The organism is Ruania zhangjianzhongii (assembly GCF_008000995.1).
GTDB classification, from domain to species: domain Bacteria; phylum Actinomycetota; class Actinomycetes; order Actinomycetales; family Beutenbergiaceae; genus Ruania; species Ruania zhangjianzhongii.
Window position 1 is genome coordinate 3,270,177 of sequence record NZ_CP042828.1, and the last position, 21,431, is coordinate 3,291,607.

The window sequence follows — 21,431 nt, forward strand, 5'->3', positions numbered from 1 at the left end:
CAGCGGGCCGCTGCCGCACACCCGAGCAACCGTAACAGGACTTTCGTCGCTGTCAACACAAAAGTCCTGAATTGCCGAACATTCTTCGGCTACGCACCTGCCTGATCCTTGATGTCTCTCGCTCCGAGCGCAGCCGCGTACCTGATCGCCATATCGAGCTGGTCCGCCACCATCGACCAGGCAGGCATGACGACGTCGATCACCGGCTCCAGGCCGGGCGTTGTCAGCAGGCAACGCCGCGCCAGCACCAGCTCGTGGCGTGCTTGCGCGTCGACCCGAGCGGGCGCGTCGGATGCACCGAGCTCACGGCGGATCAGGTCGGCCGCCGCCACGTCCAGGTCCGCTCTGCCCACGGCTGAGCCGATGCGGTCCCAGACCGGGAGTTCCCGGGCGTAGAGCATGAGCGTGGTCGCTTTGCCTTCACGCAGATCTGACAGCTGACTCTTCCCGGTGACCGCCTCTGGTGCGAACACCCCCAGCAGGTCGTCAGCGAGCTGGAATGCCTTGCCGAGCGCTTGTCCGACACGGTCGAGCGGCTCCTGGACATCGTCGGGGGCTTGCGCGAGCACTGCGCCAGCCCGTAGCGGAGCCTGGAAAGAGTAGAAGGCAGTCTTCTCTGCCGCAGTGGTCAGCGCCTGCTCGGCCGAGACCTCCCAGAGCCCATGCGCTGCCGCTACATCGCCAAGTTCGCCGGCGACGCTGACGAACACGGTGCGCCAGAGCAGATCGGCGAGTACGGTGCGAACCGCGACCGGGGCCTCGACGGTGGCGGTGAGCCGGTGTGCGAGCGCGATCGCCAGGTCGCCGGCGAGCACTGCGGAGGCTTCGGCCAGGTGCTCAGCCGTCGTGGTGTCTGCACCCTCGGCCGTAGCTGCGGAACTCATTCCGGCGGCGAGATTAGGGTGTCCGCGGCGCAGCGTGTCGTGGTCGATGAGATCGTCGTGCACCAGAAAGCCCGCGTGCAGCAACTCGAACGCGGCACCGAGCCGCGCTGCTGCCGGAAGATCCTTCCCGCACAGGCCAGTGTAGGTCTCGATGACGAGCCGGCCGCGAAAGTGCTTGCCACCCGAGATCGCCTGCTCCAGGTGCCGCCAGAGCAATTCGTACGGCCGGCCGTGCCCTGCTGCCTGGCGCCACTCCTGGGCCACCACCTCCCGGAGAACCTCGGCCACCGCCGCGGAGGGATCTCCCCGCCCGGACTCGGCCACACTCCGCTCCGCTTCGAGCTGTTCTGGCCGCTCGCTCATATCGACACCTTCGGGTCCCGTCTTCTTGTCTACCGCTCGAACTTTCCCTGCTATTGTGAGTCTGTTACCAGAACTTGTTCAAGTTCATCGCTATCAACGTCGATTGTCGTTGTTTCTACAACGCGGTTCGGGACAAAGAGGTGTTAGGCATGAGCACAAGCCCAGGTGAGAAGGCCACCGCACGCGATGGTTCTCAGGTCCGTACCGGCATCTGGTTCATTGGTGCTCGCGGGTCGGTCGCGACGACGGCCACCATAGGCTCCCTGGCCGTGGCCGCCGGACTCGCAGACCGGACCGGACTGGTCAGTGAGCTCGCGCCGATCGCCGCGGCAACTGCCCCGATCGAGATCGGGAGTCTGGTCACCGGGGGGCACGACGTCGCCGATACTCCGCTGCCTGAGCGCGCCATGGCGCTGGCGGAGTCGGGGGTGTTCCCGTTCGCCCTGGCAGCTGCCCTGCGCGACGAGCTCGCCGAGGCCGATAAGCGGATCAAGTCGGCACCCCGGCGGGCGACCCAACGAGAGACAGCGTCCGCGATCGCGGACGATCTGCACTCCTTCCGCGAGGAGCACGGGCTGGCTCGCGTGGTCGTCGTGGACGTCAGCAACACTGAAGCGCCAGTACAGCCAGGACCGGAGCTGAACGATCTGGCAACACTCGAGGAAGCGCTGGACGCCGGACGCTCACCCCTGCCGCAGAGCTCGCTCTATGCCTACGCGGCCTTCCGTGCCGGCTGTGCGCTCGTTGCATTCACGCCGAGCCCGGGCCCGAACCTCCCCGCTCTGGTGGAGCTGGCCCAGCGGCAGAGCGTGCCGTGGGCCGGTCGCGACGGAAAGACCGGTGAGACGCTCGTCAAGACCACGCTGGCGCCGATGTTCGCGACCCGAGCGTTGAAAGTCCGGTCGTGGGCGTCCTATAACCTGCTCGGCGGCGGAGATGGCCAGACCCTTGCCGACCCAGATGCCGCGATGAGCAAGACGGCAACCAAGGGTGCCGGGGTCGACGCGATCCTGGGCCACCACGTCGACGGCCCGCTGCGGATCGACTATGTCGAAGACCTCGGTGACTGGAAAACCGCGTGGGACCACGTCTCCTTCGAGGGTTTCCTCGGCACCAGGATGACGATGCAGTTCACCTGGCAGGGGTGCGACTCGGCCCTTGCGGCACCGCTGGTGCTGGACCTCGTGCGACTCGTGGCGCGAGCGCACGAGACCGGCGAAGTGGGCGTCATTGGTGCGATGGCCTTCTTCTTCAAGGAGCCTCTCGGTGGCGAGGAACACGCCCTCAGCGGACAGTGGCAAGCGCTCAGCGAGTGGTGCGAGAAGCTCGCCATCGCTCGATGACCGCCCTTCGGGACCTGATCGAGCTGACCCGGCTGCCGGCAGCGCTGACCGTGCCAGGAGACACCCTCGCGGGAGCGGCCGCCGCCGGCAGCCTGCCCAGCTGGCGCGCGGCTCCGCTCGCCGCCTCGTCCGCGTGCCTCTACTGGGCCGGGATGGCCCTGAACGACTACGCGGACCGCGAGCTGGATGCGCAGGAGCGCCCGGAGCGGCCGATTCCTTCCGGGCGGGTCAGTCCATCTACTGCGCTCCGACTTGCCGGTGGCCTCACGCTCGCGGGACTCACGCTGGCCGCCACCGCCGGACCCCGTCCCCTGGCCGTCGCCCTGCCCCTAGCGGGCGCCGTGTGGACCTACGACCTGATCGCGAAACCGACCGTCGCCGGTCCGCTGGTCATGGGCACCACCCGGTTTCTCGACGTCCTGATGGGTGGCACGGCCAACCCGCGACGCGCTCTGCCGGCCGCTCTCGCGTTGGGCGTCCACACCACAGCGGTCACCGTGCTGAGCCGGGGAGAGGTACACGGGACTTCGACCCGGACCGCGACCGCAACGGTGGCGACTACGGGCGTCGTGGCGTCCGCAGCGGCGATCCAGTCGCTGCGCGATACCTCCCAGCCACCGGCTGCGAGGATCGCCGGTGCCGCCCTCGCCGGCACGTACGCGAGTGCCGTCGGGCAAACGCAGGGCGACGCCGTGGCACGCCCCGATCCGGCGACAGTACGACGGGCCACCCGCCGCGGGATCCACGGGATGGTTCCACTCCAGGCCAGCCTGATCGCCCGGCGCGGTCATCTCGGCATCGCCGCCGGGCTGCTCGCGCTCGGCCCGCTCCTGCGGGCCGCAGCGAAGGTGGTGTCCCCCACGTGACCCTTCGCCTGTCCTATGGAACGAACGGGTTCGGCGACCACCGGTTGTCGGATGCTCTGGCGATCATTGCCGACCTCGGCTATGACGGCGTGGCCCTCACCCTTGACCATCATCACCTCGACCCGTTTGCGGTCGATGTCGCGACCCAGGTCGGCACCATCGATCGGCTCTTGACGACCCACGGCCTGGCCGTGGTCATCGAGACCGGTGCCCGATACCTGCTCGACCCCCGGCGCAAGCACGAGCCGACCCTGGTCTCGGCCCACGGGCGGGAGCTCCGCCTCGACTTCCTCCACCGGGCTATCGATATCGCGGCCGACCTCGGCAGCGACATCGTGCACTTCTGGTCCGGGACGCTTCCTGCCGGCACGTCGATCGACACTGGCTGGGACCGGCTGCTCACCGGTATGGCGGAGATCCTCCCGCACGCGGAGTCCGCAGGTGTGCGGCTGGCCGTTGAACCCGAACCCGGAATGCTCATCGAACGGCTCGCCGACGCCCAGGAGCTCCGCATGAGGCTCGGTTCGCCCGACGCGCTCCGGCTGACCCTCGACGTGGGCCATGCCCTCTGCAACGAAGACCTCACGCCGGATGCCGCGATTCGTGCGGCCGCCGGCGATCTCATCCACGTCCAGATCGAGGACATGCGCCGCGGGGTGCATGAGCACCTGGAGTTCGGCGACGGTGAGCTCGACCTGGACCGCTCGGTCGAAGCCCTGCTCGAGGTGCGCTACGCAGGGCTGGTCTCTGTGGAACTGGCACGGCACAGCCACGCAGCCCCAGTGACAGCCGCACGCTCGATCGACGCGCTACGCACCGCCGTCGCCAGCTGTGAATCGCGACTGGCGACGACTCAGGAGCCGAGATGACCGAGCGGTACCACGCGATCCTCGCCGACAGACTGTCACCGCAGGCGCAAGACCGGCTGCACCAGATGACCACGGCCATCGGCGAGAAGCCCGCCGCCATCGCCGTGTTGTTCCCCGCCGCGGCGAGGGAGGTGGGCCGCGGACCGGTGGACGAGGGCGACCCGGGCGGTGTGCTGGGGCCGACGCTGGACGACATCGTCCGCGGCGTCCTCCTCCTCGCCCTCGCGGAGGCCGAACCCGATCCTTCGGACCTGCTGCGCCATGTCGGTCAGCTGTACCGGTTCGGCGACAGCGAGGAGCGGCGCGCCGTCCTACGCGCTCTGGCGGACCTCGGCCTGGGCCAGCCGGCCCAGTACCTCGTCGAGGATGCGTTACGCAGCAACGATGTCCGGCTGATCGGTGCCGCAATGGGTGACTGGGCCGGTGCTCACCTCGAGGACGCCGCGTGGCGGCAGGGCGTGCTCAAGTGCCTGTTCGTCGGAGTGCCCCTCGCAGCCGTGGCCCGCCTGACTGACCGTGCCGACGCCGAGCTTGCTCGCATGGTCGCCGCTTTCGCCCATGAGCGTCTGGCCGCGGGGCGAACCATCCCGCCGGATGCGCACCCGATCCTCGACCTGTTCCCCGGGTCGCTCGAACAGTTCCCCGACGTCGGCGCAGCACTGGACTCTGCGTCCTCACCCTGATCGTCATCTCCAGGAGGCACCATGCGCATCTTCGACCCGCACATCCACATGACGTCCCGGACCACGGACGACTACCAGAACATGCGCGAAGCGGGGGTCCAGGCCCTCGTCGAGCCGGCATTCTGGCTCGGTCAACCACGCACCAGCGTGGAGTCGTTCATCGACTACTTCGACGCCCTGATCGGCTGGGAGCGATTCCGGTCCGCACAGTTCGGGATCGCGCACCACGCGACGATCGCGTTGAATCCCAAAGAGGCCAACGACCCTCGGTGTGCGGAGGTCCTCGACCTGCTGCCCCGCTACCTGGCCAAGGACGGCGTTGTCGCTGTCGGAGAGGTCGGTTTCGACTCGATGACCGATGCGGAGGAGCACGCATTCGGCCGGCAGCTGGAGTTGGCGATTGAGCACGGTCTTCCGGCGATGGTGCACACTCCGCACCGCGACAAGGCTGCCGGCACCCGGCGCACCCTCGACCTGGTGCGCGAGGTCGGTATCGACCCAGGGATGGTGGTGGTCGACCACCTGAACGAGACCACCGTGGACATGGTCAGCGACTCCGCCTGCTGGATGGGTTTCTCCATCTACCCCGACACCAAGATGGACCCCGGCCGAATGGTCGCCATCCTGGCCCAGCACGGCCTGGACCGGGTGATGGTCAACTCAGCGGCCGACTGGGGGCACAGCAACCCGCTCAGCACGCTCCGGACGGGCGAAGCGATGCTCGCCGCCGGCTTCAGCGACGACGACGTTGACCGGGTGCTGTGGCGCAACCCGGTGGAGTTCTTCGCGCAGAGTGGGCGCCTCATGCTCGAGGACAACGCGAGCGACGGCGCGACCTTCGAGGGCAACTCGATCCAGCGCGGCGAGCGCAAGGCCCAGGACGCCTGACGCGATGCGGCTCCGACACCCCGACGGCACCCTCGTCCACCTCGCCTACTGCAGCAATGTGCACCCGGCCGAGGACCCTGCCGGGATCCACGAACAGCTGCGCCGCTTCGCGGGCCCGGTACGGGAACGCCTCGGCGTGCAGCGGCTGGGACTCGGCCTGTGGCTGCCGGCGGCCACCGCCGCCCTGCTGGCCAGCGACGAGGGTGAGCTCGCGGCGCTGCGCGCGGTCCTCGATGAGCAGGGACTGGAGGTCGTCACGCTCAACGCGTTCCCCTACCGCGGCTTCCACGACCCGGTCGTCAAACACCGCGTCTACTCCCCAGACTGGACCGAGCGCGCACGACTGACCTATACCCTCGACGCGGCGAAGGTCCTCACCTCGCTGCTGCCCGATGATGTGCGGCGAGGCAGTATCAGCACGCTGCCGCTGGCCTGGCACACCGCGTGGTCACCCGAGGCACGCAGTGCCGCACGAGCGAATCTCGACGAGCTCGCCGCGGGACTGGCCCGACTCCAGGAGAGCACCGGGCGGCAGGTGCGGGTCGGTTTCGAGCCGGAGCCGGGGTGCGTCATCGAGACCACGACGCAAGCGGCCGAGGAACTCGCCGGTGTCGACACCGACTACCTCGGCGTGTGTCTGGACACCTGCCACCTGGCGACCGCTTTCGAGGACGCCGACGACGCGGTGGCCCGACTGACTGCGGCGGGGCTGCCGGTGGTGAAGAGCCAGCTGTCGGCAGCGCTGCACGTCCCCGATCCGGCCGCCGCCTCGGGCGTGCTCGGCACGTTCGTCGAGGACCGCTTCCTGCACCAGGTGCGCGAGACCGGTCCGGACGGCCGGCTGCTGGCCCGGGACGACCTGCCCGAGGCGCTCGGCGGCGAGGCACTCGGCAGCGAGCCGCTTCCGGGCAAGCGGCCGTGGCGCGTCCACTTTCACATGCCATTGCATGCCGCCCCCCAGCCTCCGCTGGTGAACACCGATGACGAGCTCTTCGCCGCCGCCCGGGCACTACTCGGCGGCAAGCATGCGCTCACCGACCATCTGGAGGTCGAGACCTACACCTGGAGCGTCCTACCGGCCGAGGCGCGGCCGACCGACGACGCCGGACTCATCGCAGGTCTGGCCGCCGAACTCGCACATGCGCGTGGCCACCTGCACGCCCTCGGACTGGAGGATGTATGAGCAAGCTGCTCGTTCTGAACGTCGTCGCCCTCACCCCCCGCATCCTGGAGCACATGCCGCGGCTGAAGAAAGTTGCCCAGTCGGGGTACCAGGCCACCCTGGAGACGGTGCTGCCTGCGGTCACCTGCTCGGCCCAGTCCACCTACCTCACCGGCAAGACACCCGGTGAGCACGGCATCGTCGCCAATGGCTGGCTGTTCCGCGACCTCGGCGACATCCTGTTGTGGCGTCAGCACAACGGCCTGGTCGCCGGTGAGCGGGTGTGGGAGACGATCCGCCGCACCCGGCCGGAGTACACGGTCGCGAATGTGTGCTGGTGGTACGCGATGGGGGCAACGGTGGATGCGACCGTGACCCCTCGCCCGGCCTACTACGCCGATGGCCGCAAGGAGCCGGACTGCTGGACCTGGCCGCCGTCCCTGCACGACTCCCTCGTGTCCGAGCTGGGACCGTTCCCGCTGTTCACCTTCTGGGGCCCCGGTGCCTCGATCGACAGCTCCCGATGGATCATCGGTGCCACTCGCCGGCTGATGCCGGAGCACGACCTCACGCTGGCCTACGTGCCGCATCTCGACTATGACCTCCAGCGCTTCGGTCCCTCCGGGCCGGAGGCGGTCCGCGCCGCCCAGGAGCTGGACGAGGCCCTGGCTCCGCTGCTCGACGACGCGGAGGCGCTCGGGGCCACGGTCGTAGTCCTCAGCGAGTACGGCATCACCGATGTCTCCCGCGCCGTGGACGTCAACCGAGTGCTGCGCCGAGCCGGCCTGCTCCATGTGCACCACAACGAGACCGGCGAACTCCTCGATACCTGGACCTCACCGGCTTTCGCCGTGGCCGATCATCAGGTGGCGCACGTCTACGTCCGCAACGAGGAGAACCTGCCTCAGGTCAAGGCCCTGCTCGAGGAGGTCCCCGGGGTCGCGCAGGTGCTGGATGCGGAAGGAAAACGTGCGCACGGCCTGGACCACGCCAGGGCCGGTGAGCTCGTGCTCGTTGCCGAACCGGACTCGTGGTTCACCTACTACTACTGGCTCGACGATGCGAACGCACCCGATTTCGCCAAGCTCGTCGAGATCCACAAGAAGCCGGGCTATGACCCGGTGGAGCTGTTCATGGACCCCGAGGACCGGTGGGTGAAGCTGCGCGCGGCAACGGCGGTGGCCCGGAAGAAGCTGGGGATGCGGTACAAGCTGGACGTGGTCCCTCTCGATCCGGCACCGATCCGAGGCAGTCACGGGCGGCTGCCCGACGATCCGAGCGAAGGCCCCGTTCTGCTGTGCTCGGACGCCGAGAATGCTCGTGACCTCGTCGGTGCCACCGAGGTGCGAGATCTGCTGCTGGACCTCGTCGGGGTCCCTGCTCCGCGCGTGGGCTGACCGGGCGCTGCGGATCGGGCACTGCGGATCGGGCGCCCGGCAACGGCTGACCGGGTAGAGTCATCGATCTGTCCGTTGTCCGCGGTACGTTGATCCCAGGAGCCGCGCGTGGCCGTGTCACCGACGTCGCGAACCACCGGCCCCGGTGAGTTGCTGCAGATCCTCCGTGATGGCGCGCCGCGCGCCCGCGCGGACCTGGTTGCGGTCACCGGTCACGCCCGGACCACGATCGGCAGCAGGATCGATGCCCTGCTTCGGACCGGCCTGGTGCGTACCGAAGCGGCGTCCTCCACCGGTGGCCGGCCGCCGTCGGTGTACGTCTTCGATCCGGGTGCGCGGGTGGTGCTCGCTGTCGATCTGGGCGCGGTGCACCTGTCAGTGGCCGTGCTCGACCTGGCCGGCACCGTGCTCGCCGAGGAACGCACCGTCTGCGATATCGCCGAGGGGCCGGATCCGGTGCTGGCCCATGTCAACGAGCTCGGCCAGCAACTGCTGGACCGGCTGGGCCGGCCCGCTACGGACCTGGCCGGGGTAGGGATCGGCGTTCCCGGTCCGGTGCAACAGACCACCGGCCGGCCGATCACCCCGCCGATCATGCCGCACTGGGATGGTGTGGACATCAAGGGGATCCTCGGCCGGCAGTTCGGCGTGCCGGTGCTGGTGGACAACGATGTGGACCTGATGGCGCTCGGTGAGCACGGTGCCGTTTATCCCGAGGTGTCCCACCTGTTGTTCGTCAAGGTCGCCACCGGGATCGGCGCCGGGATCATCGCCAACCGCACCCTGGTCCGTGGCACCGACGGTGCAGCCGGGGATCTCGGCCACGTCGCGGTGCCCGGCGGGCGTGCCGAGCTGTGCCACTGCGGGAACTCCGGCTGTCTCGAGGCCGTCGCCAGCGGCGGGGCCCTGGTGCGAGCACTGCGCGCCGCGGGTGAAGAGGTCGCTACCAGTGCAGACGTGGTGGACCTGGTGCGCCGCGGCGATCAGCGGGCCACAGCGTTGCTCCGGGATGCGGGCCGCGATCTCGGCGCCGTGCTGGCCGGCTGCGTGAATCTGCTCAACCCGTCCGCGATCGTCATCGGCGGAGTGCTCGCCCAGGCCGGCGAGCACCTGCTCGCCGGGGCGCGCGAGGTGGTCTACCGGCGTTCGCTGCCACTGGCCACCAAGCAGCTGCGGATCGTCACGGCGAGCACTGCCGGCCGGGCCGGGCTGCTCGGTGCCGGCCGGGTGGTTGCCGACCATGTGCTCGCTCCGGCCGCCGTCGATGCGCTCGCCGCCGCACAGACACCCGTCTGAGTACTGGTGCCGGAGGCGCTGGCGCGCACCCCGCACAGACGATCGTCTGCAGACGGATTGGCAGGTGGAGCACCGACTTCCCGGTCCTCAGCCTGCAAATTCATACTCAGACGGTGGAGGTGGATGGCGGCAGCGGATGATGGTGGCGGTGGATGGCAGCAGCGGATGGTGGTGGAGGTGGATGGCGGCAGCGGATGGCGGCACAAGGTGCGGTCCCGGCGTTGGCGGGCACGGCCTCACCAGAACCGTGCGACCGATGAGCGGACTTGCGGTACCCCGACCTGGAGCAGCTTTCGCCGCAGTGGACTGCCCTGCCATGCATCGCGCCACCCCCACCGGGCCAGACCGCGCAGTTTCGCACGCATCGCGTCCTCCCGTTCCTTCTCGGCGAGGAGTCGGGCCGCAGTTGCCACTGTGTTGTCTGGTGCAAGGTACTTGCTGTCTCCGTCCGACTCGCCACCAATGTCCTGCTCCCATCCGAAGTCCAGGTATACGTCACCATGGGGGGCGTCCAGGTGCAGTCGCACCTGTAGCTGCGGAGTAGCGAGTCCGAGCTCCTCGATAGCCAGGCGACTGACCGATTCCAGCGCACTGGCCGACAGGTGGGTGGCGCGGTCCAGCATCGCCTGCACCCGGTTGGACCTCGGGTAGGGCAGTAGGCGCTGGTGCATCGCCATGAGCTCGGTCAGTGTGGTCAGCGGAGCGGCCTTCGGTCCGTACGGCAGGTCACGAAGGGCCGCATCGGCCGCGACCACCGCTGCACCGAGGCGCGCTTGACGGGCGAGTTGGATGAGGGTGTACGCAACCGACGTGATCCGCAGATCACCATTCTCCATCAAGGGTGGATCGCAGCGGGTCGCGAGGCGAACAAGTCGGCCCTGCCGCGACCCGGTAGCCCGTCCAGACAGGATGAAGATCTCGTCCGGCCATGTACCGATGATGGGCAGCCCGAGCAGGGCCGCGGCCGAATACGAGGCGAAGACGGGGCGGCGAAGTCGACGCGCTGCTGCCAGCACCCGTGCGCGGTACGCCTCGGCCGCACGTTCTGCGGGCGTTCCGATGCTGAGCGGACGCCGGTACACGCCGGGCCACAGTCGCTCGAGTTTTCCGGAGGCGACCATTCCTTGCAGCACCGCCCGCATACCGGCGCGGGTCGCGTCGGCGCTGGTGACCAGACCGTGGGTGTCGAACGGTAGGGCGGGCACCCTGGAGGATTGCGCCAGTCCCGGCGATCGGGAAACTGCGACTCCGGGCGATGGGGCGACTGCTGGATTCTGGCGAGTATTTCCATCGCCGAGGACGCTGTGAGTCATGCCGCCACCCCACCACGCGACAGGATCTCGTTGCTTCACCAACCGTGGGGGCTGTGGAAACCGGTGCAGAAGCGGATGGCAGCGGGCGCTGTCCGCTGGGCTGAGTACCGATTTGCAGGCTGAGGACCGGAAATCTGGTCCTCAGCCTGCAGACCGGTACTCAGGCGTCGCCGCGGAGGCGCTCGTGCGGGGCTGATTCAGCGCAGCAGCCGCACGATGAGTGGCATGGCGAGCTCCTGCACGGTCAGCGCACGAAAGAGCGGGTGCGGTGGACCCGATTGCCGCCAGGCGAGTGCACGGGCTGCGCCACCGGCCGCCATCAGCCAGCCGATCCCGGCGATCTCCTCGTGATCGAGATCCTTGCGAGCAGCCGCCCGACCGACCACGATCGCCTGCGCGGCCCAGATGACGGCATAGAACCGCAGCACGCTGCTCGTGCTTGCATCCGTTCGGTCCGTCGCCCCCGGGATAGCCCGGTTACCGCGGATTGCTACGAGCAACCCGGTCAGGGTGGCGACTCCAGAGATGCTCCACAGCAGCCCACGAAGTAGTCCGGTCCGCATGCACAGGACCCTACACGGGCGGGCGTGGGCCTGATCCACAGCGGACGAATCGCCTACCGCCCATGGATGAGTTCTGCATGGCAGCTCGTGCACGGGATACTCAAGCGATGGCGCCGCAGCGACCTCACCTCATCCTCATCGTCTCCGACGACCACGGCTACGGCTACGGCTACGGCTACGCCGATCGTTGAGCACCGGCATCACCGTGGTCGAGCACGCCGAACCCGGCGCGGGCCTGCGACTATCCAGCGTCCTCGATCTTCGACGCGCCGCTCACCCGGGTGGAGGGGCGGCACGTGAAGGTGGTCGCCTGGTACGACAACGAGTGGGGCTTCTCCCACCGGGTGGTGGACGCGCTCGGCCTGCTCGCCCGCTGAGCCGGGCGGGAAGGTTGGACTGACTGAGCGGTCCTCAGCCCAGACCCAGTGCGGCGTGCAGCCCCCGGTAGACGGCGGTGCGCAGCTCGATCGCGTAGGTCGCCGTGGTCGGCATGTCCAGCGAGGTGGCGACGGCGATCTCCGCCTCGACGTCATAGGGCACCCGCACGAACTGGATCCCGAGCGCGACCTGCTCCTGACCTGGTGTGCCTTCGAGGATGGCGTAGGCGGCCGCCGGCTCGTCCAAGGCATTGCCGACGCTGCCCACGTTCAGCAGCGTCCGCGAGCCCGCGACCTTCAGGAAGGTTTCGTGGATGTCGCCGTAGGCGACCACGTCCGGGACTGGCCCCGGGCCGGTGAGCTCGGTGGCGGCAAACATCCCGTCGAACTCCTCGGGCGTGTGTTGAGACCACACTCGGGTGTAGACGCTCTGCGCAGAAGCGTGGAACAGCCGGATCCGTCGTCCGCTGAGCACCAGGTCGTGCACCAGGGGCAGATCACGCAGCCACTGCCGATCCGCTGGGCTGAGTTCCTCGCGCCACCAGCGCAGCGGCTCACTATCGGTGGGCTGCTCGTCGGGGAGGAAGTCGTCCCAGTTGCCACCGATGGTGACGGCGCACCGCTGGCGGCTGAGCTGGATCGCTGCGGAGCCCCGCGGCCCCTTCCCGGCCACATCCCCGAGGTTGTAGATCGTCTCGATCCCGCGGGCATCGATGTCGGCGAGCACTGCGGTCAGGGCAGTCAGGTTCCCGTGGATATCGGAGATCAGGGCGATGCGCTGTGGCTGGGTCATCGCCGCTCAGCGTAGCGCGGCCGCTGTCCGGACGGTCCTCCGCCCAGCGGGCCACGTCCCCAGCAGGCCCCGTCCCCGGGCCGACTGGGAGTCAGCCCTCCGGCGGGTCACTCGAGGCGTGGACTGTGCCGGTGACCCGCACTCGCACGGGCGCTGCCTGCGTCTCCCCCGGCAGCCGCTCCGCCACAGCCTCGGCGACCTCCGCACTGGTGACGTTCACGCGGACGCACCAACCGCCGTCGGGCTGCTTCTCCAGACCGATCCCCACCACCCCGGGAAGCTCGGCGAGGCGCTCCGTAGCCTGCGCCTTGGCAGCACGCGCCTGGTCACGGGAGCACTGTCCTCCGCGGGCAGTCATGGCTGCAGCAGGCCCACCTCGAGGCCGCGGAGCACCTGATCGATCGGGTTCAGGAACGTCAGTCCGGTGCCGGTCGGTCCGCCGGTCTCCGAGCCGGCGAACAGCAGTCCGACGGCTACTCCGTCCTCGCGGTAGACCAGCGATCCGGAGTCGCCGCCGGCGGAGAACGCCCCCTGGTCCCCGGTGACTTCGATCTGGTTGTCGAAGGTCAGATCGCCCAGATCCTCGCCATAGTTCACCCGCATTCCGTCGAGCTCCACCGCGCTGACCCGGCCGGCGGTGATCCCCGTGGTGCGGCCGATCTTGCCGACCTGCTGGCCGCCGTCGGCGGGCGCCGTGCTGGTCACCGCACCGATCGGGTACCCGGCGTCCTCCTGCTGCTCGGTGAGCAGCGCCAGCGCCGCATCCACGATGTTCGGTGCACTGGGGTCCAAGGCGACCACCCGGTCCAGCGTGCCGACCTGATCCGCCGAAGTTCCGCCGTCGGCCGGGCCTGGCTGCAGGATGGGATCACCGGCGACGGCGGTGGTCGAGCCCGCGAGCACGTGCCAGTTGGACAGGGCATAGAGCGTGCCGTCGGAGTCAGCGACGAAGGCTCCCAGGGTTCCGGCGGTCACGTTCGCGTTCGCGATCGAGAGTCCTGGACGCAGTGGCCGCACCCGGCTGCGCAGGTCGCCGAGCTGGCCACCCGGTGGCTCGGGCTGACCCGGCTGCCCCGGGCCACCTGGCGGGCCTGGCGGCTGCGGCGGGCTCGGCCGATCCGGCGGCAGGGTCTGGGCGACGATCTGCCCGACATGGCGGATATCGGCGTCGGAGTCCGCCTCGGCGATCTGGCCGAGAAGGTCCGAGCACTCCGCCTCGTCCCGGTAGCGCACGGCGAGCCCGTACTCTCCGCCGTCGCGCACCGCCAGCCCGAAGGCCACCGCCACTGGAGCGGCAGTGCTTTCCGGGGTGATCAACGCCTCGCGGGCGAAGGTGAGCCAGTGGGCCTTGCGTTCCCGCGCCAGGTCGATGTGCATAGGTCGAGTGTGCGCGCGGGGGCGGCGACTCGCACCTGGGGTCGGCGCCCCCGACCCGCGCCCCAGGGCCGGCGCCCGGTCACGCTACCGCGCGGTGCACCAGCTCCAGGAGGGCGTGGGCGTAGGCATCCTCCACGTCGTCGGCGGCGAATGACTGGACCTGCCCGTCCGGTCCGGAGGTCTGCACGGCGAACTCGCCGCCGCTGCGCTCCATCCGTAGGAACGTGCCACCGAGCAGCTCGCGGAGCTGGTCCTCGCGCGGCAGCCAGAGCGCATCCTCCTGCGCCACACTGTCCAACGCCCACTCGGTGGTGCCGTTGAAGTGCAGCACCGTGCCGGTCTCGTAGTGCCGCGGCTCGATCACCATGTGGGAGAGGATGAACACGTCCTCGCCGAGCGCTTCAGCCTGGATCCGGAACCGGTCCCCGGGAGCAGGGTCCCAGCGCACCCCGGCGTTCCGCAGCTCGTGGGCGAGAGGGTCACTGATCATCTCTCCAGCCTAGGCGTCTCCTGGGCTCTCGCTCTCAGCGGTGGCCTCATCGTCCGCATCGGGCTGCTCACCCACCAGGTGGGCGACGGCCTCGGGCCCGCCGTCGAGCAGGAGTTGGAATCCGGCTTCGTCCAGGATCGGGCGGCCGAGATCGCGGGCCTTGGTCTCCTTGGAGCCAGCGCCGGGACCGACCACCACGAAGTCGGTCTTCTTCGACACCGATCCGGCAGCCTTGCCGCCGCGGGAGATGATCGCCTCCTTGGCACCGTCTCGGGAGTAGTTCTCCATCGATCCGGTCACCACGATGCTCAGACCAGCCAGCGCCCCGCCGTCGCTCGCCGCCCCGGGTCCTGGATGGTCGGGGATCGCGAACTGCACACCGGCGGCCCGCCAGCGCTCGAGGATCTCGGTGTGCCAGTCCACAGCGAGCCACTCCTCGAGCGCACCGGCGATCGTCGGCCCCACCCCATCCACCTGGGCGAGCGCCTCCTCCTCCGCAGCCTCGATCGCGGTCAGCGACCCGAACCAGCTCGCCAGCGCACGCGCGGCCACCGGGCCCACGTGCCTGATGTTCAGCGCCACCAGCTGGCGCCAGAAGTCCTTGGTCTTGGCGGCCTCCAGCTCGGCGACCAGGGTGAGGGCCTGTGCCGACGGCTCCGTCACCGTGTGATTCTTGCGGTAGCCCGCCTTGCGCCGCTCCGCCGCCGACATTCCCTCAGCCTCTGGCGGATAGTCCAACCGGGTCTTCTGGAACGGACGGCGGACGGTCACCTCGCCGGTCTCCTCGTCCGTCTTGGGCTCACCGGTCTCCGCATCGCGCACCACCACCGCGATCGGCACCAGCTCCTCGATGGTCAGGCCGAACAGGCCGGCCTCGGTGACCAGCGGCGGGGTCGCCGGTGTCTGTGGCTGGGTCAGCGCCGCGGCTGTCACCTCACCGAGTGCCTCGATGTCCAGCGCCCCACGGGAACCGATGTGCTCCACCCGGCCGCGCACCTGCGCCGGGCAGGAGCGCGCGTTCGGGCAGCGCAGGTCGATGTCCCCCTCCTTCATCGCCCGCAGCTCGGTGCCGCACTCCGGGCAGTGGCTGGGCATCGTGAACTCGCGTTCGCTGCCGTCCCGCAGCTCCACCACGGGGCCGAGGACCTCGGGGATCACGTCCCCGGCCTTGCGCAGCACTACGGTGTCGCCGATCAGCACCCCCTTGGCGCGTACCACGTCCTGGTTGTGCAACGTCGCTTGTCGCACCACGGTGCCGGCCACCTGTACCGGCTCCATCACCGCGTACGGGGTCGCGCGGCCGGTCCGGCCCACCCCGACGGCGACGTCCAGCAGCTTGGTGTGCACTTCCTCGGGCGGGTACTTGTAGGCGATCGCCCACCGAGGGGCGCGGCTGGTGGCACCGAGCTCGTCGTGCAGCGCCAGCTCGTCGACCTTGACCACCACACCGTCGATCTCATGCTCGACCGAGTGCCGGTTCTCGCCGTACCGTTCGACGAAGGCGAGCACCTCCTCCACGGAGCCGGCCACGCTCGAGTACGGGCTGGTCGGCAATCCCCAGCCAGCGAGCAGGTCGTACACCTCGCTCTGGCTGGCCACCGGCGGCCGGGACCACGCGCCGATACCGTGGACATACAGCGCTAGCGACTTCACCCGGGCATCGCCGGCTTCGCGTTCTAGACCTTCCTTCTTCTCCAGCTGCTGGCGCAGCCCACCGCTGGCAGCGTTGCGCGGATTCGCGAAGGCGGGGAACCGGCGTGCCGCACTGGTTGTCTCCCGCTCGTCGTCGAACGCGGCGCGGGTCGCGGCCGGGCGCTTCTCCCAGCGTTCCCGGGATGCGGCCACCGCACGGCCCTGCAGTTCGGCCTGCAGCTCGTTCAGGTCTGCGAACGCCGCCGTCGGGATGAACACCTCGCCGCGCACCTCCACCAGCTCGGGGTGCCCGGTGCCGGACAGCCGCCGCGGGATCGCGCCGACCCGGATGGCATTGGCGGTGACGTCCTCACCGATCCGGCCATCGCCGCGGGTGGCAGCGCTGACCAGTCGCCCGTTCTCGTAGCGCAGCGCGATCGCCAGACCGTCGATCTTCAGCTCACACAGCCAGCGCACCTGCCGCCCAGCCGCCTCTTGAGTCTTGGTGAGCCAGTCCCCCAGCTCCTCCACCGTGAACACGTTGTCCAGGCTGAGCAGACGCTCGGCGTGCTGCACCGGGGTGAACAACGGTGACGCGGAGCCGCCGACCTCCTGGGTCGGCGAGTCCGGCCGTTGCAAGAACGGATGCGTGGTCTCCAGGGCCTGCAGGTCGCGGAGCAGTTCGTCGAACGCAGCGTCCGACATCAGCTGGGCGTCCTCGCTGTAGTAAGCCTCGCGTGCGCTGCGCACCCGGTCGGCGATGTCCTGCCAGCGCGCGCGCAGCTCCTCGGCACTCTCGTCGGTGGTCGGGTCCTGCCCCTCGGGCGCCTGCTCGTTCACGTCTGCCATTCTGTCCCCTTCCACCGACATCGCCCAGCTCCGCACCGCCGACGGCGCAGCTCACCGGTCGTTGTTCGGCCCGCCGGGGCGGCGGGGGTGTGGTGAGATGAGCGCATGACCTCGGGCCTGCCGGACTGGATGCGGGGCGCTCGCACGCAACGCTTCGGCGGGGCGCCGAACGAGCTCGGCCGCAGACCTCCTCCGCACGTGCTGGGACGGAGCAGCGCGGACCCCTCTGGGACGGGACGAAGCGGTACCCACAATCCCTACGCCGTCGGCAGGCCTGGCCCTGCCACCACCACAGGTCACCCCCCAGCGCCACCGAACCCTGCGCCGTCGGGCAGCTCCGCACAGCACGGCTACGCACACTCGGGCCACGGAACCACCCCACCGGACGCCACCGCGCACTACGAGCCCGGGTCTCCTGCCGCCGCGCCCATCGGCTCGGACCGGAGCCGGAGACCGGGGCTGGTGGCGCTGGCCGTGTTGCTGGTGCTGGGCTCGTTGGCCTACCTGGTCTGGCACTCGGTCACTTGGCTCGAACCGCTGGTGGAGTCGCTGGATGGCTGTCCGGTCGAACGCGGGACGGCCTGCTTCACCAGCGAACCGTTCCGGCGCTGGCTGTATGCGCCCATTCTCGCTGCCGTCCTCGCCTGGGGCTTCGCCTCCGGTGCGGCCACGGAGGGGCGGCAAGGCCGAGCACGGGGCTACCTGCACCTGCTCGCCGGTATCGCCGCGCTGGTCATCGCAGGGTTGGTGAGCAACCTGTGAGCGGGATCTACTCGAGCGCGTCCAGCGATCCCTTCGGCGGCCGCTACGCCGATCGTGGCCTGATCTTCGGCCGGGACAGCGCCGAGAACCGTCCCGACCGGCCCCGGTACGTCTCGGGCGTCGCGATGGCGATCGGAATGGTCCTGGTGTGGGCCTCGTTCTTCGGCCCGCTGCTCACCGCTGGCCTCGTGGGACTGAGCTGGTGGGGCACGACCGAGGGATGGGTGATGCCGGACTCAGCGCCGAGTGCGGCGGTCAGCGGGGCGGCGCTCCTCGGGGTGTGGCTGGTCAGCTCGATCACCGCCCTGGTGGCACGCCGTGATCTTCGCAGGCTGCGAGTCACCGGCGGCCTGGTGAAGCTTGCGGTGAGTGCCCTCGTGCTCGGGGCCGGGCTGTGGTGGGCGGTCTCGGTCAATCAGATCCCGCTCTGAGCGCCCGCCCCGCGTGCGTACGTCGTCCCAGCCGACGGCGGTGGGCGAGTTTCGTTGAGATCGTGCGGTTTTCCTGGACTGTCGGTGGTGGCGAGTAGCGTTTCGGGTATGGCACAAAAGTTCGATCACGAGCACCGCCGGGACGGTTCGGTCCCGATGGTGATCGAGCTGTACCCGGACGTGGGGCGGTGCGGGCCGCGAGCAATGATCGGCGGGGCCGCGCCCTCCCGGAGACCTGGACGGGCTGGGTGCGTGGAGCCGGTACTGCCTCCGGCTGCAGTAGCGGGTCCGGGCAGCGCGGCACTGGGGACGCTCGTCGATCACACCCGGAGCAGCGACTCCCCGGCCGAGCGGGGGCTGGTGGGGCTGATTCGCCACACCCAGGGCCTCGATCTGGATGAACGGTTGGCCCAGCACTCCACCGACCAGCACCTATTCGGTCTGCTCACCCGGATGGACCTGGACCAGATCGACGACCCAGCCGTGGTCGAGGCCGCTGCAGCGGCGGACCGGCTGGAGGCCGCCGCGCACGCGCTCAAGCTCCGGGCCGCAGCCACGCTGGCCGGGCGAGTCTCGATGACCTCTGCCGCCCTGGCCGACCACACTCAGGGCCCCGCCGGGGTGGCCGGAGACGAGCTCACACTGCGATTGCGAACCTCGGCCAAAGCGGGAGCCGATCTGGTCCGGCGCGGCAAAGCACTGGCCGGGCACCTGTGCGCCACCGGTGATGCCCTTGCTGCGGGCCAGATCAATGCTGCGCGGGCGCAGGTGATCGTCGACGGCCTGGAGCACGTGTCCTGGGAGGTCGCCGCCGCCGTCGAGGAGATCGTGCTGCCCAAGGCACCGGACCGAACTCCGGCACAGCTGCGTTCCGATGTGGCCAAGGCTCTGATCGCGGTCGATGCGACGGCAGCTGAAGAGCGCGCCCGCCAGCGGGCCACCTGTCGGCGGGTGACCCGTCCCCGTACGGAGCACGATCAAACTGCCTCGATGCGTATCGAGGGACCGACTGCCGACGTGCTCGCCCTTGATCTCGCCCTAGACGCCAGCGCTCGAGCTGCCAAAGCCGCCGGCGACCAGCGAACGGTCGACCAGCTGCGCTTCGACTCCCTTGCCGGGGTCGCCCACCACGCCCTGGCCACCGGTCACCTCGGCGACCCGGCGACCGGTACCCGCCTGGCTACCACCAACGGGCAACTCCCCCGGATCCACGTCACTATGCCGCTGGACCAGCTCCTCCCGCGGTCCGCCGCAGACCGCGCCGGGACCGCCCAGGGTGGCGCCGGGACCGCCCCGGGTGCCGCGGGCACCACCGCGACGAGCACCGGAGGGTGCCTCGGCAGCTCGGGTACCACCACGACACCCGGGCCGAGCACCGAGCCCGGGGAGCTCACCTGGCCGCCAGCCCTGCCCGGGGAACGGCTCTCTCCCGAGGCAGTGCCCGAGCTGGCCGGGTACGGGCCGATCACGCCCGCCACCGCCCGGGCGCTGGCCGCCGGTGGGATCTGGAGCCGGATCGTCACCGATCCCCTCACCGGCGCTGTCCTGGACGTCGGCTCCACCCGGTATCGCCCCACCCGAGCGATCGCCGAGCATGTCATCGCCCGCGATCGCACCTGCGTCCGGCCCGGATGCACCCACCAGGCTCGCACGTGCCAGCTCGACCACACTTACCCGTACAACCACTCCCATCCCGAAGAAGGCGGCAGTACCAGCGTGGCCAACCTGGGTCCGCTCTGTGGCCGAGACCACCAGACCAAGACCCATGCCGGCTTCCTCCTCACCCAGCCCGAACCCGGCGTCTTCGAGTGGACCACGCCCACGGGTCACCATTACCGGCGCGAACGCGACGGCACCACCCGGCCACTCACCCACCGGCCGCCTCTCGACGGGGATGATCTGCGTCCGAAAGCTAGCGACCCACCCGCCGACTACGGCCCACCGCCCTTCTGAACCCCCCGGGGGACGCCCGAGGAGTAGCGACCCACCCGCCGAGTACGGCCCACCGCCGGCCCATCGACCCACATATGCGACCCTGGAGTCGTGGTGGAGAAGAGCCTGTGGGCCCGCAAGGTGGAGCAGAATCCGGACCACTCGCACTGGTACGTGCAACGGTTCCGGTCGATGGCCGCGGCCGGTGCGGACCTGCACGGCGAAGCGCGCTTCATCGACGCGATGGCCGAGCGCGGATCGCGCATCCTGGACGCCGGGTGCGGTCCCGGCAGGGTCGGCGGTGAGCTCGCCCAGCGTGGCCACCAGGTGATGGGTGTCGACGTGGATCCCGTGCTGATCGAGGCAGCCGAGACCGACCATCCCGGGTCCACCTGGGTGGTGCAGGATCTGGCCGAGCTCGACCTGCACGGCAGTGCCGAACCGTTCGACGTGATCGTCGCCGCCGGGAACGTGATGACCTTCCTCGCGCCGAGCACGCGGTATGAGGTGCTCCGCCGACTGGGCAGCCACCTCGCGCCGGAGGGAAGGATGGTGCTCGGCTTCGGCGCCGGCCGCGGTTACCCGTTCGAGGAGTTCTTCGCCGACGCCGAGCAGGCCCAGCTCACGATCGAGCTCCGGCTGGCTACCTGGGACCTACGCCCGTGGACGCCGGAGTCGGACTTCCTGGTCGCGGTGCTCAGCGTTCCGGATCCACTCAGCCTCTAGCGGCCGGCCCGCAACCCGGCCAGCAATCGAGAGGCAACAGCCGACACGTACGCGATCAGGCTGACTGCCGTGGCTCCTTGATCGTCACCGTGGTTGCGCCATCGTCTGCCGTGGCCAGCAAGCTCTGCAGAAGCCCAGGAAAACGCTGCTCGAGGTCGTCGGCGCGCAGATGCACGTAGCAGCGCGTGCCCTCGTCCCGAGTCCTGGTGACCCCGGAGGACCGGAGCACCTTCAGATGGTGGCTGAGCGTGGACTTCGCCACCGGCGCATCCAGCTCACCCCATTGGCGCTCCACCCCGTCGGAGAGCAGCCGCACCAGACCCAGGCGCAACGGGTCCGACAGGGCAGCCAACACTGTGGTCAGTGCTACCTCGTCCAGGTCCGGGTGTTGCGCATCCTTCGCCACGGACCCAGTATCTCACTCCTCACGGCAAC

The 21,431-nt window shown here is 69.6% G+C and carries 21 protein-coding genes and 1 pseudogene; 13 read left to right on the top strand and 9 right to left on the bottom strand.

The features are described from left to right. Positions 1-89 precede the first annotated feature (89 nt). On the bottom strand, positions 90-1,247 hold the full coding sequence (locus FU260_RS15250; RefSeq protein WP_147917838.1) for a polyprenyl synthetase family protein: 1,158 nt from the start codon (positions 1,245-1,247) through the stop codon (positions 90-92). Between the two features lie 149 nt (positions 1,248-1,396). On the opposite strand from FU260_RS15250, the gene FU260_RS15255 reads away from it, so the two are divergent. The 8 genes from FU260_RS15255 (at position 1,397) to FU260_RS15290 (ending at position 9,751) form a co-directional block, all read left to right on the top strand. Continuing rightward, positions 1,397-2,590 carry an inositol-3-phosphate synthase gene (locus tag FU260_RS15255; protein WP_147917839.1) on the top strand — a complete coding sequence of 398 codons (1,194 nt, stop codon included), beginning with the start codon at positions 1,397-1,399 and terminating at the stop codon, positions 2,588-2,590. Then, the gene (locus tag FU260_RS15260) at positions 2,587-3,456 is read left to right on the top strand and encodes an SCO3242 family prenyltransferase (RefSeq protein ID WP_147917840.1); all 870 of its coding nucleotides are present in this window, start codon (positions 2,587-2,589) and stop codon (positions 3,454-3,456) included. The genes FU260_RS15255 and FU260_RS15260 overlap by 4 nt, the downstream gene beginning before the upstream one ends. Next, positions 3,453-4,325, top strand: a complete 873-nt coding sequence (locus FU260_RS15265; protein ID WP_147917841.1) for a sugar phosphate isomerase/epimerase family protein — start codon at positions 3,453-3,455, stop codon at positions 4,323-4,325. Before FU260_RS15260 ends, FU260_RS15265 begins: the two co-directional genes overlap by 4 nt. Then, positions 4,322-5,008 (top strand): EboA domain-containing protein, encoded by a 687-nt coding sequence (locus FU260_RS15270; RefSeq protein WP_147917842.1) that lies wholly within the window; start codon positions 4,322-4,324, stop codon positions 5,006-5,008. The genes FU260_RS15265 and FU260_RS15270 overlap by 4 nt, the downstream gene beginning before the upstream one ends. Before the next feature lie 21 nt (positions 5,009-5,029). After that, a complete protein-coding gene (locus FU260_RS15275) occupies positions 5,030-5,896 on the top strand; it encodes a TatD family hydrolase (RefSeq protein ID WP_147917843.1) in 867 nt (288 codons plus the stop codon). A 4-nt stretch (positions 5,897-5,900) separates the two neighbouring features. After that, a complete protein-coding gene (eboE, locus tag FU260_RS15280; RefSeq protein ID WP_147917844.1) occupies positions 5,901-7,079 on the top strand; it encodes a metabolite traffic protein EboE in 1,179 nt (392 codons plus the stop codon). Then, positions 7,076-8,455, top strand: a complete 1,380-nt coding sequence (locus FU260_RS15285) for an alkaline phosphatase family protein (RefSeq protein ID WP_147917845.1) — start codon at positions 7,076-7,078, stop codon at positions 8,453-8,455. The genes eboE and FU260_RS15285 overlap by 4 nt, the downstream gene beginning before the upstream one ends. Before the next feature lie 108 nt (positions 8,456-8,563). After that, entirely contained in the window at positions 8,564-9,751 is a 1,188-nt protein-coding gene (locus tag FU260_RS15290) for an ROK family transcriptional regulator (protein ID WP_235912444.1), read from the top strand. Positions 9,752-9,987: 236 nt separating this feature from the next. Here the strand turns inward: FU260_RS15290 and FU260_RS15295 are convergent, their stop codons facing one another. Continuing rightward, positions 9,988-10,956, bottom strand: a complete 969-nt coding sequence (locus FU260_RS15295) for a type IV toxin-antitoxin system AbiEi family antitoxin domain-containing protein (protein WP_147917846.1) — start codon at positions 10,954-10,956, stop codon at positions 9,988-9,990. Positions 10,957-11,261: 305 nt separating this feature from the next. Next, a complete protein-coding gene (locus tag FU260_RS15300) occupies positions 11,262-11,627 on the bottom strand; it encodes a DUF4345 family protein (RefSeq protein ID WP_147917847.1) in 366 nt (121 codons plus the stop codon). Positions 11,628-11,872: 245 nt separating this feature from the next. On the opposite strand from FU260_RS15300, the pseudogene FU260_RS15305 reads away from it, so the two are divergent. Beyond that, positions 11,873-12,004 (top strand): annotated as a pseudogene (locus tag FU260_RS15305) (type I glyceraldehyde-3-phosphate dehydrogenase); the annotation flags it as partial. 34 nt (positions 12,005-12,038) lie between these two features. Here FU260_RS15305 and FU260_RS15310 read toward each other — a convergent pair. The 5 genes from FU260_RS15310 to ligA all read right to left on the bottom strand — a co-directional run bounded on the left by FU260_RS15310 (position 12,039) and on the right by ligA (position 17,145). Next, positions 12,039-12,797 (bottom strand): metallophosphoesterase family protein, encoded by a 759-nt coding sequence (locus FU260_RS15310; protein WP_147917848.1) that lies wholly within the window; start codon positions 12,795-12,797, stop codon positions 12,039-12,041. A 91-nt stretch (positions 12,798-12,888) separates the two neighbouring features. After that, positions 12,889-13,155, bottom strand: coding sequence for a hypothetical protein (locus FU260_RS15315; RefSeq protein WP_147917849.1), 267 nt, complete (start codon positions 13,153-13,155; stop codon positions 12,889-12,891). Continuing rightward, the gene (locus FU260_RS15320) at positions 13,152-14,174 is read right to left on the bottom strand and encodes a trypsin-like peptidase domain-containing protein (RefSeq protein ID WP_147917850.1); all 1,023 of its coding nucleotides are present in this window, start codon (positions 14,172-14,174) and stop codon (positions 13,152-13,154) included. The genes FU260_RS15315 and FU260_RS15320 overlap by 4 nt, the downstream gene beginning before the upstream one ends. A gap of 79 nt (positions 14,175-14,253) precedes the next feature. Then, positions 14,254-14,664 carry a pilus assembly protein CpaE gene (locus FU260_RS15325; RefSeq protein ID WP_147917851.1) on the bottom strand — a complete coding sequence of 137 codons (411 nt, stop codon included), beginning with the start codon at positions 14,662-14,664 and terminating at the stop codon, positions 14,254-14,256. Between the two features lie 9 nt (positions 14,665-14,673). Beyond that, entirely contained in the window at positions 14,674-17,145 is a 2,472-nt protein-coding gene (gene ligA, locus FU260_RS15330) for an NAD-dependent DNA ligase LigA (RefSeq protein WP_147917852.1), read from the bottom strand. A gap of 462 nt (positions 17,146-17,607) precedes the next feature. Here ligA and FU260_RS15335 point away from each other — a divergent pair, with 462 nt between their 5' ends. From FU260_RS15335 to FU260_RS15350, 4 genes are all read left to right on the top strand, one after another. After that, entirely contained in the window at positions 17,608-17,907 is a 300-nt protein-coding gene (locus tag FU260_RS15335) for a hypothetical protein (protein ID WP_147917853.1), read from the top strand. Further along, on the top strand, positions 17,904-18,338 hold the full coding sequence (locus FU260_RS15340) for a hypothetical protein (protein WP_147917854.1): 435 nt from the start codon (positions 17,904-17,906) through the stop codon (positions 18,336-18,338). The genes FU260_RS15335 and FU260_RS15340 overlap by 4 nt, the downstream gene beginning before the upstream one ends. A 108-nt stretch (positions 18,339-18,446) precedes the next feature. Then, a complete protein-coding gene (locus tag FU260_RS15345; RefSeq protein ID WP_147917855.1) occupies positions 18,447-20,291 on the top strand; it encodes an HNH endonuclease signature motif containing protein in 1,845 nt (614 codons plus the stop codon). 90 nt (positions 20,292-20,381) lie between these two features. Then, positions 20,382-20,996, top strand: a complete 615-nt coding sequence (locus FU260_RS15350) for a class I SAM-dependent methyltransferase (protein ID WP_147917856.1) — start codon at positions 20,382-20,384, stop codon at positions 20,994-20,996. A gap of 55 nt (positions 20,997-21,051) precedes the next feature. On the opposite strand, the gene FU260_RS15355 is transcribed toward FU260_RS15350, so the two are convergent. Then, positions 21,052-21,402, bottom strand: a complete 351-nt coding sequence (locus FU260_RS15355; RefSeq protein ID WP_147917857.1) for an ArsR/SmtB family transcription factor — start codon at positions 21,400-21,402, stop codon at positions 21,052-21,054. Positions 21,403-21,431: the final 29 nt, after the last annotated feature.

Bases quoted from the DNA above. Each gene is read 5' to 3' on its own strand.
- FU260_RS15315 (WP_147917849.1), bottom strand. From the start codon at position 13,155: ATGACTGCCCGCGGAGGACAGTGCTCCCGTGACCAGGCGCGTGCTGCC.
- FU260_RS15275 (WP_147917843.1), top strand. From the start codon at position 5,030: ATGCGCATCTTCGACCCGCACATCCACATGACGTCCCGGACCACGGAC.
- FU260_RS15310 (WP_147917848.1), bottom strand. From the start codon at position 12,797: ATGACCCAGCCACAGCGCATCGCCCTGATCTCCGATATCCACGGGAAC.
- FU260_RS15270 (WP_147917842.1), top strand. From the start codon at position 4,322: ATGACCGAGCGGTACCACGCGATCCTCGCCGACAGACTGTCACCGCAG.
- ligA (WP_147917852.1), bottom strand. From the start codon at position 17,145: ATGGCAGACGTGAACGAGCAGGCGCCCGAGGGGCAGGACCCGACCACC.
- FU260_RS15320 (WP_147917850.1), bottom strand. From the start codon at position 14,174: ATGCACATCGACCTGGCGCGGGAACGCAAGGCCCACTGGCTCACCTTC.
- FU260_RS15325 (WP_147917851.1), bottom strand. From the start codon at position 14,664: ATGATCAGTGACCCTCTCGCCCACGAGCTGCGGAACGCCGGGGTGCGC.
- eboE (WP_147917844.1), top strand. From the start codon at position 5,901: ATGCGGCTCCGACACCCCGACGGCACCCTCGTCCACCTCGCCTACTGC.
- FU260_RS15345 (WP_147917855.1), top strand. From the start codon at position 18,447: ATGGCACAAAAGTTCGATCACGAGCACCGCCGGGACGGTTCGGTCCCG.
- FU260_RS15250 (WP_147917838.1), bottom strand. From the start codon at position 1,247: ATGAGCGAGCGGCCAGAACAGCTCGAAGCGGAGCGGAGTGTGGCCGAG.
- FU260_RS15300 (WP_147917847.1), bottom strand. From the start codon at position 11,627: ATGCGGACCGGACTACTTCGTGGGCTGCTGTGGAGCATCTCTGGAGTC.
- FU260_RS15260 (WP_147917840.1), top strand. From the start codon at position 2,587: ATGACCGCCCTTCGGGACCTGATCGAGCTGACCCGGCTGCCGGCAGCG.
- FU260_RS15285 (WP_147917845.1), top strand. From the start codon at position 7,076: ATGAGCAAGCTGCTCGTTCTGAACGTCGTCGCCCTCACCCCCCGCATC.
- FU260_RS15255 (WP_147917839.1), top strand. From the start codon at position 1,397: ATGAGCACAAGCCCAGGTGAGAAGGCCACCGCACGCGATGGTTCTCAG.